We start from the raw sequence: 16499 nt of genomic DNA, 5'->3' as shown, positions 1-16499 counted from the left end.
CGCTGCCAGCCCAAGCCTGGCAGGCGCAGTCTGTCTCTTTTTGGACTCATTCCCCCCTGCATGGGGGCTGCAATTGGTGCCAATAGTCAACTTCAATAGTTGATCCGTGATAACATTGCATTGTTACAAAAGTAGTTGACGAAGTTTCCCAGGCGCTGACTTCATCTCAGCCTCTAACCACCTCCCGATCAGCCAACGATGTTCAGCTGGATCGAACGCGTTCGGTGTTTTTGCGATTAAATAATGTTGGAATATCATCAAGTTGGGCTCGGATTGACCGCCCTGGCGGTCAGTTTCACGATTTGTTTGTTGATCGTCCTCTCGCAGAAGTGGCACGGCAAGCTTTCGCACGACCACGACCTGAGCGGCGTGCAAAAAGTGCATACGACCGCTGTGCCGCGCATTGGCGGAATCGGCGTCATCGCAGGCGTGCTGCTCGGCCTGGCGCTGTTCCAGATGCTGGCGCCGGTCGGACTCGACCCCATGCATTCGGCCGATGTCCGCCTGTTGCTGGTTGCGAGCCTGCCGGCTTTCCTGGCAGGCCTGATCGAAGATTTCACCAAGCGCGTGTCGGTACGGGTGCGCCTGACCGCAACCGCCTTGAGTGCGGTGATTGCCAGCGCCGTGCTCGGCGCGACGGTGACCGAACTCGATCTCTGGGGTGTGGATACGCTGCTCGCGTTCGCCCCGTTTGCCATCGTCGTCACCGCCGTGGTCGTGTCGGGCGGTTCGAATGCCATCAATATCATCGATGGTTTCAATGGTTTGTCGGGCAGCACCATCGTCATCATGGCCAGCGGCCTGGCGGCAGTGGCAATGCAAAATGGCGACGGACTGGTCGTGGCGCTGGGCGCGCTGACCGTCGGCGCGGCCCTGGGCTTCCTGGCGTTTAACTACCCGTTCGGCAAGCTGTTCCTGGGCGACGGCGGCGCCTACTTCATGGGCTTCCTGGTATCGGAGATGGCGGTCCTGCTGCTGGTGCGCAATCCGGCCGTGAATGCGTGGCAGGTGCTGGCGATCTGCGGCTATCCGGTCATCGAAGTGCTGTTCAGTATTTATCGCCGCCGCGTCATCCAGAATGTGAGCCCGGGCCAACCGGATGCGCTGCACCTGCACACCCTGGTCTACCGCCGACTGGTGTTCAAGCATGTTCGCCGTGACCTCAATCGTCCGTGGAACCGTAATGCGGGTGTGGTGTGCTTTATTGCGCCGGCGGTGGCGCTGTGCGTGGCCGTCACCGTGCTGATCGGGGCATCGGCGCCGGTCAGCCTGGCAATCGTGTTGTCGCAGGTGGTGCTGTATGTCGTGGTGTATGGCCGCCTGGTAAGGGGACGCTGGATTGCCGCCCGCCGTGCCGACAATACCGAGGTCGTCTCGACCAACGCATAAGTTAACTGATCAGGAAAATGCGAAGCGCCGGTGTGCGCTACCTGCAAGAGGTAGCCGCCCGGCGCTTTTGTTTTGTCTCGGTCGCCTGCGTCCTGCCCGGCAGCTGTGCCTCAGTTGTGTCTCAATTGTGTCTCAGTTGTGCCGGCGCTTCAGCCACCAGCTTTCGAACCAGATCGACAACTGCAGCACCAGGCCGGTCACGAACAGGAAGTCCGCCGTACGGCCAAGTCGCAGGCCCGCAGCGAGCACGCCGGCGATGAGGAAAGCGGTTCTGAGAAACGGCATGCTGCCATCGAGTGCTTTGCAGCAGTGCACCAGCAACGCCTCTGCAGAAGTCCCAGCCTGACGTTTTGGTAGTCTTAGCTTCATGCGCGAGCCTCTGTTATTTGTCAGAAAGTCTTGTTCAATTTCAAAGTATGAACTAAAACTTGTTCCGTTACAATTAGAGAGATTTTGCGATGTTTATATACAACATCACGCCTCGTTATAATTGCAGTGTAGAAACAATCTACATTGATATTAATCAACTGTAAATGATTGTTGCATAAATCTCAGCAGTGCGTCGCGCGTCCCCGGCGCTCTGCTGCATCCCGCGCTCCGGCCCTGCCGCGGCCGAATTAGGCAGGTTTCCTCGCTCTGTTCTTCCAATCGTTTCCTGATGGCATCGCCAATAATGTTGGCTATGGACGGGCAATTGCGCCCGCAGCAGACAAAGAACAGCCTTTGAAGTGCGGAGAGAAACGATGAACGTCAAGAAATTTACAGCGGCTACTTCCCGTGACGCCTTGCGGAAGGTGCGCGAGGCGCTCGGCCCGGACGCGGTCATCCTTTCCAACCGCCCGGTCGACGGCGTGGTCGAGATCCTGGCGCTGGACAACGACGACGTCGCCGCGCTGGCCGCGCCCGGCATCGAAGAGCCGCAGGCGCCGGGCTTCCGGGCTTTCGACAACGATTTCGACCCGGAACCGGTCTTCGCCCGTGCCCCGGTCGCCGAGCGCGAAGCTGCGCCGCGTCAGCCGGCGCCACGCGCCGCCGCGCCGCAGCTCGACCCCTTCGCCGGCCAGGCCTATGTCGAGCGCCGCGCCGCGCCGGCCGTCGACGCCGACATCCCGCCGACCTACGTCAACCGCCGCGCCCCGGCGCAAGAACCGGCGATCGACATGGCCGCCATGACCCAGATGATGAGCGCCGCCATCGCCCAGGCCAAGGAATCGGCCGCGCACGAGATGAGCGGCATGATGAACGAGATCCGCGCCATGCGCGGCCTGATGGAAACCCAGCTGGCCGAACTGTCCTGGAACGCCACCGCCCAGCGCGAGCCGCAGAAGGCCGCCGTGCTGCGCGAGATGCTCGCTGCCGGCTTCTCGGCCACGCTGGCGCGCTACCTGATCGACAAGATGCCGGCAACCAAGGATGCCGGCGAAGCCCTGCGCTGGATCAAGACCGTGCTGGCCCGTAACCTCACCACCATCGCCAACGAAGACGATCTCTTGAACCGCGGCGGCGTGTTCGCCCTGGTCGGCCCGACCGGCGTCGGCAAGACCACCACCACCGCCAAGCTGGCCGCGCGCTGCGTGATGCGCCACGGCCCGGACAAGCTGGCCCTGATCACCACCGACGCCTATCGTATCGGCGGCCACGAGCAGCTGCGCATCTACGGCAAGATCCTGGGCGTGATGGTGCACTCGGTGAAGGACGAGGCCGACCTGCGCATCGCCCTGAAAGAGCTCAAGAACAAGCACACCGTGCTGATCGACACCATCGGCATGTCGCAGCGCGACCAGATGGTGACCGAGCAGGTGGCCATGCTGGCCGGCGCCGGCGCGGACGTGAAACGCCTGCTGTGCCTGAACGCGACCGCCACCAACGAGACCCTGAACGAAGTGGTGCGCGCCTACCAGGGCTCTGGCCTGGCCGGCTGCATCATGACCAAGCTCGACGAGGCCGCCTCGATCGGCAACGTGCTCGACGTCGTCATCCGCCAGAAGCTGAACCTGCACTACATCTCGAACGGCCAGCGCGTGCCGGAAGACCTGCACCTGGCCGACCGCGCCATGCTGGTGGACCGCGCCTTCCGCAACAACCGCAATGCCGGCGCCCAGTTCGGCGACGCCGACCTGCCGCTGATGATGGCAGCCGCCGCCAAGGGTTACGCAAACGAGCGCGGCCTGTGCGAGGTGCAGCTTGGCTAGTTTCGATTTCGACCAGGCCGAAGGCCTGCGCCGGATGCTGCAGGGCCCGCGCCCGCGCATCGTCACTTTTCTGTCCGCCACCCCTGAAGACGACAAGGGCGCCATGCTGGTCAACCTGGGCGCCTCGCTGGCCCAGCTGGGCAACGAGGTCCTGATCGTCGACGCCTGCCAGCGCGACTACGGCGTGGCGCGCCGCCTCGGCCTGAGCCGCGCCGCCGCGCTGACCAACGTGGCGCGCCAGGAGTGCGGCCTGAACCAGGTGCTGCACGGGGTGCCGCAGGGCTTCTCGGTGGCCAGCCTGGGCTGCCCGCACGACAGTACCGACGCGCGCCGCCTGGCCAAGACCTTCGACGTGCTGGTCAAGCAGGCCGGCATCGTGATGGTCGACGGCGAACTGGGCCCGGACGGCGAGTTTCCGCTTCCCTTGATGGCCAGTTCCGAGATCGTGGTGCAGGTGTCTACCTCCGCCGCCTCGATCACCAATGCCTATGCGCTGATCAAGCGCCTGGCCCAGCAGCTGGGCCGGCGTCCCTTCGGCATCCTGGTCACCGGCGCGACCGAGGCCGAGGCCCGGCTTGTATACGATAATATGTCTGCTGTGGCAACACGCTACCTGGCGGTCAGCCTCAGCTCGATGGGTTCGGTGCCGGCCGACGAATACCTGCACCGGGCCGCGCGCCTGGGCCGTGCGGTGGTCGATGCCTTCCCGCTGGCGGGCGCCTCGGTGGCCTTCCGCCGCCTGGCCGGCCAGTTCGCGCTGCACGCGATGTCGGGCCTGGGCAGGGGGTAATCGTAGGGTGGTCGGCTCTGCCGACCGCGCGTTCAACTGAAAGACGCGTTACCACATCGCTGACACTGGCTGGACGCGCGGCCGGCGAAGCCGGCCACCCTACCGGAAGTGCGGAATCTACAAAGAACAGAAATAGCGGAAGAGAAAAGCAAAACGCATGTACACGGTCAAAGGGAAAACGGACAAGAACCATTTGCTGACGGAGCACATGCCGTTGGTGAAGCGTCTTGCCCACCACATGAAGGCCAAGCTGCCGCCTTCGGTGGAAGTCGATGACCTGGTCCAGGCCGGCATGATCGGCCTGCTCGACGCGATCAACCGCTACGAGGACAACCACGGCGCGCAGTTCGAGACCTACGCGGTGCTGCGCATCCGCGGCGCCATGCTCGACGAGCTGCGCAACAGCGACTGGATGCCGCGCAGCACGCGCCAGAACATGCGCAAGGTCGAAGCCGCGATGGAGGCGCTGCAGCAGCGCCTGGGCCGTCCGGCCAGCGAGTCCGAAATCGCCAAGTCGCTCAAGATGTCGCTCGCCGACTACCAGGACATGCTGGGTGACGGCGGCGGCCACCAGCTGCTCTACTACGAGGATTTCCATGACGAGGAGGGCGGCAGCGACGGCTTCCTCGACCGCTATGCGGTGGACGACAGCGATCCGCTGCGCAGCCTGCTCGACACGGGCTTCCGCCAGGCCGTCATCGACGCCATCGACAATCTGCCGCCGCGCGAGAAGATGCTGATGGGCCTCTACTACGAAGAAGAACTCAATCTGAAGGAAATCGGCGCCGTCATGGGCGTGAGCGAATCGCGGGTGTCGCAACTGCACACCCAGGCGGTGTCGCGCCTGCGCGCCAGCCTCAAGGAGCAGCTGTGGACTGGGCAAGCGTAGCCGGCCTGGTGCTCGCGATCGCGGGCGTGCTGGTCGGCCATACCCTGGACGGCGGCAGGTTCGCCTCGCTGATCCAGCCGGCCGCCTTTGCCATCGTGGTGGTCGGCACCGCCGGCGCCACCCTGCTGCAGAGCGAACGGCGCAGCTTCATGCTGGGGCTGCGCATGTTGCGCTGGGTGTTCTTTCCGCCCAAGTCGGGCCGCGACAAGCTCTCGCGCGAGATCGCGCTGTGGAGCCTGTCGGCGCGGCGCGACGGCCTGCTCTCGCTCGAGCAGTACATGGGCACGAAAGACAAGTTCGTCCAGAAGGGCCTGCGCCTGGTGGTCGACGGCATTCCGCCCGAGAAGATCCGCAACCTGCTCGAAAGCGAGATCACGGCCTACGAATTCTCGCAGCGCCAGGCCGCGCGCATCTGGGAGTCGGCCGCCGGCTACGCGCCGACCATCGGCATCCTGGGCGCCGTGCTGGGCCTGATCCATGTGATGGAAAACCTGTCCGATCCGTCGCGCCTGGGTTCCGGCATCGCGGTGGCCTTCGTCTCCACCGTGTACGGCGTGGGACTGGCCAACCTGTTCTTCTATCCGGTCGGGATCAAGCTCAAGGCCATCGTCAGCGACAAGGTGACCCAGTACGAGATCCTCGCCGAAGTCTTCCACGACCTCGCCTCGGGCGACCACACCCGGGTGGTCGACGAACGGGTGGCGAGCCTGCTCGCGCGGCACTGAGGCGGCCCGGCCCATGGCGCGCAAACGCTACGACGAATCGCAGGAGCACCACGAGCGCTGGCTGATCTCCTACGCCGATTTCATCACGCTGCTGTTCGCCTTCTTCGTGGTGATGTACGCGATCTCGATCGTCAACGAAGGAAAATATGCGGTGCTGTCCGACGCGCTGGGCGACGCCTTCGGCGGACGCGGCGCGGCGCTGCAGGTCAACACCAACGTCGAACCGGTGCTGCCGCTGTCGCACATCGTCAACCGCAGGCGCCTGGAAGCGGTGCGGCGCGAACGCGAGCGCATGGAAGTGCTGGCCAGGGACCTGAGCGCCACCCTGATGCCGCTGGTGAAGTCGGGCCAGGTGCGGGTGACCCAGAACGCGCGCGGCATCGGCATCGAGCTCAATGCCAGCGTGCTGTTCGCGCAGGGCGAGGCGGTGCTGGAGCGCGAGGCGCGCGAGGTGCTGGGCGCGGTGGCCGGGCTGCTCAAGAGCGACGAGTACCGGATCGAGGTCGAAGGCCATACCGATACGCTGCCGATCACGAACGAGCGCTTCGCATCGAACTGGGAACTGTCGGCGGTGCGCGCGGCGAGCGTGGTGCGTTTGTTCATCGAGAACGGGGTGGCGGATGCGCGCCTGTCGGCCATCGGCCATGGCGCCACCCGCCCGGTGGCGCCGAACGACACGCCGGACGGCCAGGCCCGCAACCGGCGCGTCGCCGTCATGATCCTGGCCTCCACCCCCGAACCCTTGCCGCCCGGCTTGCAATAAAATGTCATTTTTGCGATCCTATTGAAATAATATTTCAGGAGCGTTCATGCATGTCCCACGCGTTTTGCCACGCGCTTTTCGGCGCGCCTTGCCGCTGCTCTTGCTTGCTCTCGGAGGCGTTGTGACCGCGGCCGGCGCCGTCGAGAAGGACGACGGGGTGCGCCACGAGCTGGAAGTCGAGACCACCAAAGGCAAGGTGAGGGTGCGCCTGATGGTCGAGAACCGTGGCGACACCACGATCTACGTGCCGCGCGAAGTCGCGGCGGGCAACGAGATCACCGGCAGGCGCTTCGACCTGCGCGGCGCCCGGGGCACGCCGATCGACTACACCGGCATGATGGTCAAGCGCGGCGCGCTCACGGCGAGCGACTACCAGGCGGTGGCGCCGCACACGGTGCACATGAACACCATCGACATCACCGCATCCTACGCGTTCAGGAAGGGCAGGCACGCCTACACGGTCGCCTACGACGGCCCGTGGCTGCCCGACGCCCGGCGGCTGGACGCGGTCCGCTACAGCCCGGCCGCACCGGTCGAGTTCAGCTTCACCAAATAAAAACGGGCCGGCAAATGCCGGCCCGTTCGCTGTTGCGGACGACTCAGTTCAGCGCCGGGGTGTTCTCGCCGAAGTATTCGTGCGAATCGGCGTTGTCGATGGCCTTGGCCGGATCGCTGATGGCCAGGCTGGCCGCGCCCGACTGGCCGTACACGTGGTCATCGGTACCGGCCACCACGTTGAAGTGGCTCATCTCGTGCACCAGGGTGCCGCCTTTCGAATCGGTGCCGGTCAGCGGCGCCGACCAGAAGGCCTTGCAGACATAGATCTTGTACGGCTGGGTCGGATACACGTATGCGTAGTAGGTCTTCTTGCAGCCGCAGTCCACCGTCACCGGCTTGTTCGCGAAGGCGTCCTTAATGGCGGCGAAGTGCGACTTGACGGTGGCCACGCGGCCGGCGTCGTTGGCGCCGAACCACTTGGTGTAGCGGCTGCCGATCGCGCCTTGCTGCATGTAGGCGTCGCTGTTGCTCGCCATGTTCGAGCCGGCCGACATGGCCTGCGTGATCGTGGTCTGCTGGGTGGTGGTGCATTTGCTGAAGCTCAGGCCACCGGCGGAAGGCTGGACCGCGGCCTGCTTCATCGCTTCGATGTCGAGCATCACCTGCGACTTCTGGCCGCGCGCCACGCGGCCGTCGATCCAGACGGAGGCCGGTGCGGACACCAGGGTGGCAAGGTCCTGGTCGGCATCGAAGGCGGCGGCGGCGCCGCTGCGGCCGTTCGCCGCCGGCGTGTTCAGGAATAGCTGCGGCGAGACCTGCCGGTAGCTGATCTGGTAATCGCCGCTCACGCTCATGTCGTACAGGGCCGAGAGCTCGACCTTGACGCTGTGCGAGGCGCCCGGCTTGAGCACGAAGTAGTCGTCCGCGGTCGGGGCGGCGCGCTTGATGTGGGCGCCGAGGTAGACCACCGGCTGGCCGTCGCGCCGGACGTCGAACAGCGCCTCCTCGATGCCCGCGAAGGGAGTGCGCGCCTTCAGGATGTACTGCGGCGCGCCCGAGTTGTTGGTGATGGTGACCCGCACCACCACGTCGTCGTTCTGCCCGAGCGTGGTTTTTTCCGGGATCACGCTCACCGCCACGCCCCTCGGCGCGGCGGCCGCGTTGCAGGCTGCCGCGAGCGCAGCCATGCCCAATGCCGACTTCCAGATGCCTTTCAAGCTCATATTCATTCTCCGTATGAAAAATTTTTATGCGGCTTTATCTCAGCCTTATTGAGTAACCCCGCAGACATTGGGATAGCTCAACTTCATATTTACGGAAACATGAACATGTGTAAAGTTGATTCAGCGAAAGCGTGACAATTTTTGTGAAGTGTCAATAAAACGCAAAAACGGGCAATCGTGCGCTGGCAATTTGTGTAGACAAGTGCTAGCGCATTTTTCCATCTATTGCTGCGGCGGCGAGTTCTCGCCGAAGTACTCATGCGAATCGGCGTTGCGCACCGCACGGGCGGGGTCGGTGCGCGCCAGCTCGGCCGCACCCTGCTGGCCATACACATGGTCGTCGGTGGCGGCCACCACGTCGAAGTGGCTCAGCTCATGCAGCAGGGTGCCGCCGCGCGAGTCGGTGCCGGTCAGCGGCGCGGTCCAGAAGGCCTTGCAGACATAGATCGTGTAGGGCTGGGCCGGGTAGACGTAGGCGAAGTAGTCGGCGTTGCAGCCGCAATCGATCTTCAGGGGCTTGGTCTCGAAGGCGTCGCGGATGGCGCTGAAATTGCTGTTGACGGTGGCGGAGCGCCCGGCATCCAGGGCGCCGAACCAGGTGCCGTAGCGTGCGCCGTACCGGGCGCCGCCGGCGCCGGCGGCCAGGTAGGCGTGGGCGTCGACCGTCATCGTCCGGCCCGCGTCCACCGCCGCTCCCAGCTGTTCCTGCTGCGCGTTGGAGCACTTGCTGAACTCGAGTCCGGCGCCGGTCGCGGCGGCCTGCCTGGCCGGGGGCTTGCTGCCGCGCGGCAGGCGGCCCTCGATCCAGATCCCGGCCTGGTTCGAGGCCAGCGCGCCGGGCACCGGGCGCATGCCGGCGCCGGCGAACAGACCGGGCGACGCGGTGCGGTAGCGCAGCTGGTAGGGGCCGGTCACGTTCATGTCGTACAGGGCCGACAGCTCGACCGTGCTGCTCACCGAGGCGCCCGGCTCCAGCCGCAGGTAGTCGTCCGGGCCGGGGGCGGGACGCTTCACCTTGATGCCGAGGTAGCGTACCGGCTGGCCGTCGCGCTGCACCTCGAACAGCGGCGCTTCGATACCTGCGACCGGGGTATGCCACTTGAGCAGGAACTGGGGCGTGCCGCTGTTGTTGAGCAGGGTGACGCGCACCAGCACGTCGTCGCTGCGTGCGAACCGGTCGCGCAGCGGCGCAATCGTCACGCTGACCTCCTGCGCCGGCGCGGGCAGGGCGGAGAAGGCCAACAGGGCGGGCAGGGCAAGACGAAGGGCGTGGCGGTGCATGGCAGGCTCCGGAAGATGGCGATCAGCCTACTGTGCGCCGCCCCCGTGCCCGTATCTTGAGCAATCCCAAGCGTCTATTTACAACGGGCAACAAAACCACACTGGCGCTATGGCTAATCCGCAACAGATGTGAGTATTGGTGAACATTTGCTCGATTCACGGAGGCCCGATTGCTATCATGCAATGACTTATTCCTCTCGTAAACATCCCATCATTCCGCAGGCCGCCCATGATCATCCAGCAACGATCCCGTCTCGCACGTGTGGGAGCCTCATCGTGAGCGGCCCGGCGGACTTCGTCGACGATCTCGCCCGCGAAATCGGACTCGACCATGATGAGGTGGCGGAGCGCAAGGCCTTCCTGGAGCTGACCGACGCCGACATCGACGCGCTGCGCGACGTGCACGCGCTGCTCGAATGCCACCGCGATGCGTTCTCGGACCGTTTCTATGCGCACCTGATGTCGTTTCCGAAGCTGCGCGCGATGCTGGGCGACGGCGCCGAGGCACGCCTGCGGCATGTGCAGGCGCTCTACTTCAGCAGCCTGACGGCCGGCCACTACGACGAGGATTACATCCGCGAGCGCCTGCGCGTGGGCGCCACCCACCAGCGCATCGGGCTCGATCAGAAGTGGTACATCGGGGCCTACCGCAAATACGTCTCGGAGCTGGCCGGCATGCTGCGCCGCCGCCTGCAGGGGCAGCCGGAACGCTACCACGCCGCCATGGACGCGGTGCAGAAGATCGTCGCCTTCGACATGGGCCTGGCGCTCGACACCTATTCCCATGCCAGCCAGCGCAGCAGCCTGCAGAACCAGAACTACCTGGAGCAGGTCATCGGCGCCATGCCGGCCGGCCTGGTGGTCGTGGACGCGGGGCTGCGCGCGCGCTCGATGAACCGCATGATGGCCAGCCTGCTGGAACTGCCCGACGACCTGCTGCTCGAGCAGGAACCGGCGCTGGCAGACCTGATCCCCAGCCCGGAGCTGGCGAATCGCGCGGCCGAGGCGCTGGCCTCGGGCGCGCCGCACGACAACGTGCTGGTCACGCTCGACGCCCGCGCCGACGGCGTGCGCTACGTCGACTTCAACATCCGCCGCACCCGCAAGGACGGCAGCTACATGCTGCTGCTGATCGGCCAGGACATCACCTTCCGCCGCAAGGCGCGCATGCGCCTGCAGGAAAGCGAGGAATTCTTCCGGCTCACCTTCAACCAGGCGGCAGTCGGCATTGCCCTGCTGGGCGGCGACGGCCGCGTGCTTCGCACCAACAGCAAGATGTCGCAGATCCTCGGCTATTCCGAGATCGAACTGCTGCAGCGTTTCTTCCAGCAGCTCACCTGTGCCGACGACCTGCCGGACGAACTGGCCCTGATCAAGCGCCTGAAGGCCGGCGAGATCAGCGACTACCAGCGCGAAAAGCGCCTGATCCGGCGTGACGGCGCCCGGGTCTGGGTCAGCGTCAACGTGTCGAGCATGCGCGACGTGAACGGCAACCAGCGCTTCATTTGCGTCATCAAGGATATCCAGCGCCAGAAGCAGGCCGAGGAAGCCCTGCTGCGCCTGGCCAACCACGACGCCCTGACCGGCCTGCCGAACCGGGTCCTGATGCAGGACCGCCTGGGCCAGGCCATCATGCATGCCCACCGCGCCGGGCGCCAGGTGGCGGTGATGTTCATCGACCTGGACCGCTTCAAGCACGTCAACGACAGCCTCGGACACGATGCCGGCGACGCCCTGATCGTCGAGATCGCGCGCCGCCTGTCCGGCAGCCTGCGCGAGAGCGACACCGTGGCGCGCCAGGGCGGCGACGAATTCGTGGTGGTGCTGCCCGACCTGGCGGGGCAGGAAGACGCGGCCAAGGTGGCGCGCAAGCTGCTCGACAACCTGTTCCAGCCGCTGGCCCTGTGCGGCCAGGAGGTGTTCCCGTCCGGGAGCATCGGCATCGCGATGTATCCGCGCGACGGCCTGGACGCCGCCACCCTGCTGAAGAACGCCGACAGCGCCATGTACGGCTCGAAGGGGCAGGGCGGCAACCATTATTCGTTCTACACCGCCGAGATGGGCGAGCAGGCATCGCTGCACCTGCGCATGGAAGGGGCGCTGCAGCGCGCCCTGCAGCGCGACGAGTTCCTGCTGCATTACCAGCCGGTGGTGGAGATCGGCAGCGGGCGGGTGACCGGGGTGGAAGCCCTGCTGCGCTGGCAGCCGCAAGACCGGCCGATGGTCTCGCCCGCGGAGTTCATTCCGCTGGCCGAGGAGACCGGCCTGATCGTGCCGATCGGCGACTGGGTGCTGGCCACCGCCATGCGCCAGCAGGTGGCCTGGCGCAGCGCCGGGCTGCCGCCCGTGCGCATCAGCGTGAACCTGTCGGCACGCCAGTTCCTGGGCCAGGACGTGGCCCAGCGCGTCGCCGCGCTGCTCGACGAAACCGGCTGCGATCCGGCCAGCCTGACGCTCGAGATCACCGAGAGCGTGCTGATGGAAAACCCGGCCGCGGCCACCGAGACCATGGGCCGGCTGGCCGCGATGGGCGTGCAGCTGGCGATCGACGACTTCGGCACCGGCTACTCGAGCCTGGCCAGCCTGAAGCGCTTCCCGATCCACAGCCTCAAGATCGACCGCTCCTTCGTGATGGACCTGACCCAGGACGCCGACGACGCCGCCATCGTCAACGCCGTGATCGCGCTGGCGCATTCGATGAAGCTGAACGTGATCGCGGAAGGCGTCGAGACCAGCGAGCAACTGGCCTTTCTGCAGCGGCACGGCTGCGACCAGATGCAGGGCTACTGCTTCAGCCGGCCGGTGGAAGCGCAGAAGATTGCGGCGATGCTGGCAGGGGCGGCGGCTTGAGGCAATTCGTCAGCTTGTCTCGCTCCTTCTTTGCTGGAGAAAAGAGACCGGCCTGGTCGTGCCGATCAGCACACTGCTCACTCGGCACCGGGCAAATCGGAACTCGGACAAGCAATGCGCACTAGACGATCGGCGCTTGCGCCTCGCGACGGGTTGGCAAGGACGCTCCAAACCGGCAGGGTGGTCACGCAATAGGCGCCAAGGGGACCTGCCAGGCGAGTCGCCCGCCTTCCGTCGTTCAACACATATTCCTGGGGTCTTACCGGGCCGCGCTGGCGGAAAGCTGCTGAAATGGCCGTTGCAAACCGATCGGAAAGTTGGAATGCCTTCGCATGGTCAGCGTCGATTCGATCGTCCAGGTCGGACGACAATCTGGCCGCATCTCGTCTGGCACGCTCGCTGAGCGTTGATGCGGAGTGATCATCGGTTCCCATGCAGTGGCCTTCAGCGACTGCAAAGGAAAACATACTAGCTATCAAGCAACTTTTGAGCATCAGCGTGCGCATTCAGGAGATGGTCGCGCCAATTTACTGTCAGGTTTTTGTATTTGCAATAAGTTCTGCAAAGACAGGTGGAGCTTCAAAGGTAAATATGCCGTGTTCCGGCCCGGTGATATTCTGGATCAACAGGTTCACGCATCCGCTGTCCTCGGATGGCAAACGGTGCCCGTCGATGAGTACGCCCGTCGCTGCGGAGGAAAAGCAAAGGCGTATCCCTGCGTATTCGGCGCCGGTGCGGCCGAACTGGGCGATTTTCATATACCACGGAAGATGCCTGCGTATTGCGTTTCCTTGCGCGACAAGCCGACGCATTGTTCGAAGATCGAAGTCTTGCGCAAACGGCAGCTTGATCTTCAATCCCAGGCGCACGCCCAGACCAAGTCCGTCTTCCGCCTGAACGCGAGTTTCAGCTGAATCGTCATGGGCAGGAAGCGCGAAAAAGCCGTACTGATCTACCGGAATCGCTTGCTTACCTTGCTCCGTTGTAAGGACTAAATGCTGGTCAGGGCGCTTGTCCATCCATACCAAGGACGCACGCAGGTCGGGTGATTCACGATTGCCGGCGTTCGCGTACAAATCCAGGAAATTTTTCAAGAAGCGGTAAGGCGCACCCTTCTGCCTGATTGGATGAGCCGTTATCACAACGGTCTGCGGGATACCGGACGCTTCCTGTGCGGGTTCGGTGTCCAAAGGAAGCTCCTGCGCTTTTGGGATCCCGCTTGCAGCAAAAAGAACGAACAATAGGATGAATAGTCGTTGCATGAAAAATTCTTGGAAACGAAATTGCAAGCCGTCGTTGCGGCGCCGCGCGAAAGTTTTTATCTTGAATCGGGCAGCGCCGCAGTGTTAAATCATCGGAAATGTCCGTGGCTGGAATATCCAGCGTACGGGCCACACGATGAGCTTGCCGGCATTTGCGGGCAATAGCTTGAAGCGAGCCCAAAGCCATGGAAATCCCATTTTCGTCTGCTCCGCTGGCGGCTCGCGCAAACGCTCCATCAGGCGATCGATCGGAATGTTGTATGTGTCGAATTGGCAAGGTATGTGGAATGGGCATCGGATAGCGAATCGCCTTCCTGCAGACTTGTAAGCAGCGCTACCGTCGCGTTATCTGCTTTGAACTTGACGCCGTTGCACGTCAAGAGCGAGTCGCCGCAATCCAGGCTGTCGATACTGATCGGCTTGTCGATGACTCCCATAACCCTTGCGCCTTAAGCTATTAGTTTGTGTAATGCTATTGGCTAGGCAATTCAAAAGCAATGTCACATGGGTATTTACAAATTTAATGCGATGCGAATATTCGCCTTGATGCATCTTTATGCAAAGCGACTATCTGGAAGCGCAATCGGGCAAGGACTTGGAGCGCCCGACAAAACCTTCAGGACAAGGGATGCAGCCGCCGACGCAGCGACGAAGACAGTAGGCCTGTACGGCGAGGCGCTGTAACGCGACCATGGAGGTTTTGCAAGGCGCTCGCGCCAAGCACCTACGCGATGCTGCACGCCGGGAAGTTCGTGGGCCGCGAACCGAGCATGAACGAGAAGCAGGCAGCCGACATGCTGGCTTCCTTCACTGCTCGTGGTGCGGCACGCCGCCACAAGGCCCGCTGAGCCTCGGGCGCCAAACGACAAGGGCCGCGTATGCGGCCCTTGTTCCTGGTGTATCGCCTGTTCAGCCGATCACGTAGCGCTTCGACGGCCCGCTGCCGAGCGCCTGGCCGCTGGCGCCGTAGACGCCGCCCGCCTCGGCGCCGGCCGGCATGCGCAGGGCATTGAGCACGCCCTGGTTGTGCGCCAGCTGCTTGTTGATCAGCATACCGTTGATGCGATTGAGTTCCTTGGCTTCGCGCGCCAGCCCGAGCAGGGCTTCCCATTGGGCGCGCGCATCCGCGTTGCCGCCCACGGCCAGCCAGGGTTCCATGCCGGCTTCCGAGGCTTCGCAGCCGGCGGCGAGAAGCGCCGCGTGGCGCTGGGCCGAGAGTTCGGCCAGCGTCTGCAGCAGGGCGTTCTTGCGGGGAGTGAGTGTTGCCAGCCCGTCGGCGTCAGCTGCGACCAGCAGCTGCTGTTCCTGTTTCATCAGCGCGATGAGGGCGCTGAGCTGTTGCTGTTCTTGCGGGACGGTAGCGTTCGGGCTCAGGACGGGGCTGGTGGGCATGAAGGTTTATCGCTTGCGGGAATGGAGCAGGTCGCGCACGGTGTCGAGCAGGCCGTCGGCGACTTTCTCGGAGTTGACCTGGAACTGGCCATCGGCGATGGCCATCTTGATGCGCTCGACTTTCTTGGTGTCGAACACCTGGTTGTTGCCGGCCACGGCGCTGGCCATGGCCTGGCCGGCCGAGGACAGGCGCACGCTGTCGGTCGCCGCCGACGGGGTCGACACGGTGGTCGACGTGGTCGCGGCCTTGTCGGCGCCGCGCGCATTCGCGGCGCCGTTGGTGTTGGTCGGCTGAAGGCCTGGGTTGCTCTTGAGGGTATCGTTGATTTTCACAGCATCATCCTTCTCTGTTCGGAGCGGAAACTCCGGGATCTGCATCGTGTATCGGCAAGGATTGCACAAACTTTAGCGCAGAAAAGGGCGTCCGGATGAAAATAGGCGAGTCTGCCGGGCCGGGCTCAGATCGCGACTTCGATGATGCCGCCCGCGCGCGCGGTGCCGCTCACGACGGTGCCCGACTGGGTGCGCGCCTGCGCCACCTGGCCTTCGCCCGCCGTGCTGATGGCGCGCGCTTCGCCCGAGACCGAAAAATTGCTGCCCTTCGAGACCAGGCGCACGGCCTGGCCCTGCTGGACGACCGGGCGCGACTTCAGGGTATCGAGGCGCAGCGGCGTGCCGGCGGGCAGGGAAGCGGTCGGCATGCGGCCGAGGGCCTGGGCCATGTCGGTAATGATGCCATTCGGCATGGCGGCAATGTCGCCCCGCATCATGACCAGCTGGCCGGCGTCGACCGGCTGGCCCTGGGCCAGGGGCACGGCGGCCGCGACGTACTCGGCCATCACGTTGACGGTGGCCTGAATATACACCGTCCAGGGCGACGGCGCGCTGCAGCGCACCCCGACCGTTGTTTTTCCCCACGCCCGCGCGCCCGGCTGCTGGAAGGCTTCCGGCGCCGGGCAGGCGGCCAGGCTGGTGCGCGGATCGACCTGGCCCACCTTGACCGTGACCTGGCCCGGCAGGCCGGCGGTCTGGGTGTGCAGGTACTGTTCCACGACCTTGCGCAGGGCGGGCAGGTTCTGGCGGCCCTGGTTGACCGGCTGCTGCGCGCTTGCATAGGGCGCGGCCAGGATGAGCAGGGTAGCGAAAATGCGTTTCATGGGACCGATGGAGAAGGTAGATGCTGCCATTTTAGGCAGCATGATTCTTGTGTGAAACTTTGAATAGCCGGGGTTTGGCGGTCTTTAT

The 16499-nt window shown here is 64.3% G+C and carries 15 protein-coding genes; 8 read left to right on the top strand and 7 right to left on the bottom strand.

The window, feature by feature from the left end; genetic code table 11:
* Window positions 1–306 precede the first annotated feature (306 nt).
* Complete coding sequence (locus IM543_18980; protein ID QOY93610.1) at window positions 307–1389, top strand: glycosyltransferase family 4 protein; 1083 nt, start codon at window positions 307–309, stop codon at window positions 1387–1389.
* A 132-nt stretch (window positions 1390–1521) separates the two neighbouring features.
* On the opposite strand, the gene IM543_18975 is transcribed toward IM543_18980, so the two are convergent.
* The gene (locus IM543_18975) at window positions 1522–1674 is read right to left on the bottom strand and encodes a hypothetical protein (GenBank protein QOY93609.1); all 153 of its coding nucleotides are present in this window, start codon (window positions 1672–1674) and stop codon (window positions 1522–1524) included.
* A 458-nt stretch (window positions 1675–2132) separates the two neighbouring features.
* Here IM543_18975 and flhF point away from each other — a divergent pair, with 458 nt between their 5' ends.
* The 6 genes from flhF (at window position 2133) to IM543_18945 (ending at window position 7304) form a co-directional block, all read left to right on the top strand.
* Window positions 2133–3581 (top strand): flagellar biosynthesis protein FlhF, encoded by a 1449-nt coding sequence (gene flhF / locus IM543_18970; protein ID QOY93608.1) that lies wholly within the window; start codon window positions 2133–2135, stop codon window positions 3579–3581.
* On the top strand, window positions 3574–4371 hold the full coding sequence (locus tag IM543_18965) for an antiactivator of flagellar biosynthesis FleN protein (GenBank protein ID QOY93607.1): 798 nt from the start codon (window positions 3574–3576) through the stop codon (window positions 4369–4371). The genes flhF and IM543_18965 overlap by 8 nt, the downstream gene beginning before the upstream one ends.
* A 157-nt stretch (window positions 4372–4528) precedes the next feature.
* Window positions 4529–5260 (top strand): RNA polymerase sigma factor FliA, encoded by a 732-nt coding sequence (locus tag IM543_18960; GenBank protein QOY93606.1) that lies wholly within the window; start codon window positions 4529–4531, stop codon window positions 5258–5260.
* Window positions 5242–5985 (top strand): flagellar motor protein, encoded by a 744-nt coding sequence (locus IM543_18955; GenBank protein ID QOY93605.1) that lies wholly within the window; start codon window positions 5242–5244, stop codon window positions 5983–5985. Before IM543_18960 ends, IM543_18955 begins: the two co-directional genes overlap by 19 nt.
* 13 nt (window positions 5986–5998) lie before the next feature.
* Window positions 5999–6748, top strand: coding sequence for a flagellar motor protein MotD (motD, locus tag IM543_18950; GenBank protein QOY93604.1), 750 nt, complete (start codon window positions 5999–6001; stop codon window positions 6746–6748).
* Window positions 6749–6836: 88 nt separating this feature from the next.
* The gene (locus tag IM543_18945) at window positions 6837–7304 is read left to right on the top strand and encodes a hypothetical protein (protein QOY96760.1); all 468 of its coding nucleotides are present in this window, start codon (window positions 6837–6839) and stop codon (window positions 7302–7304) included.
* A gap of 43 nt (window positions 7305–7347) precedes the next feature.
* Here IM543_18945 and IM543_18940 read toward each other — a convergent pair whose 3' ends face one another.
* Together IM543_18940 and IM543_18935 are read right to left on the bottom strand one after the other, a co-directional pair.
* Window positions 7348–8475, bottom strand: coding sequence for a peptidase M35 (locus tag IM543_18940; protein QOY93603.1), 1128 nt, complete (start codon window positions 8473–8475; stop codon window positions 7348–7350).
* Window positions 8476–8691: 216 nt separating this feature from the next.
* A complete protein-coding gene (locus IM543_18935; protein ID QOY93602.1) occupies window positions 8692–9750 on the bottom strand; it encodes a peptidase M35 in 1059 nt (352 codons plus the stop codon).
* A 183-nt stretch (window positions 9751–9933) separates the two neighbouring features.
* Between IM543_18935 and IM543_18930 the strand changes: the two genes are divergently transcribed.
* Entirely contained in the window at window positions 9934–12600 is a 2667-nt protein-coding gene (locus IM543_18930) for an EAL domain-containing protein (protein ID QOY93601.1), read from the top strand.
* A 533-nt stretch (window positions 12601–13133) separates the two neighbouring features.
* Here the strand turns inward: IM543_18930 and IM543_18925 are convergent.
* From IM543_18925 to flgA, 4 genes are all read right to left on the bottom strand, one after another.
* Window positions 13134–13862: a hypothetical protein gene (locus tag IM543_18925; protein QOY93600.1), complete on the bottom strand. Its 729-nt coding sequence runs from the start codon at window positions 13860–13862 to the stop codon at window positions 13134–13136.
* 909 nt (window positions 13863–14771) lie between these two features.
* Window positions 14772–15254, bottom strand: coding sequence for a flagellar protein FlgN (locus IM543_18920; protein ID QOY93599.1), 483 nt, complete (start codon window positions 15252–15254; stop codon window positions 14772–14774).
* Window positions 15255–15260: 6 nt separating this feature from the next.
* Window positions 15261–15587: a flagellar biosynthesis anti-sigma factor FlgM gene (flgM, locus tag IM543_18915; GenBank protein ID QOY93598.1), complete on the bottom strand. Its 327-nt coding sequence runs from the start codon at window positions 15585–15587 to the stop codon at window positions 15261–15263.
* A 125-nt stretch (window positions 15588–15712) separates the two neighbouring features.
* Entirely contained in the window at window positions 15713–16411 is a 699-nt protein-coding gene (flgA, locus tag IM543_18910; protein QOY93597.1) for a flagellar basal body P-ring formation protein FlgA, read from the bottom strand.
* Window positions 16412–16499: the final 88 nt, after the last annotated feature.

The organism is Massilia sp. UMI-21, from assembly GCA_015277795.1.
Taxonomy (GTDB): Bacteria; Pseudomonadota; Gammaproteobacteria; order Burkholderiales; family Burkholderiaceae_D; genus Telluria.
This window is presented reverse-complemented; position numbering and strand designations above follow the sequence as displayed.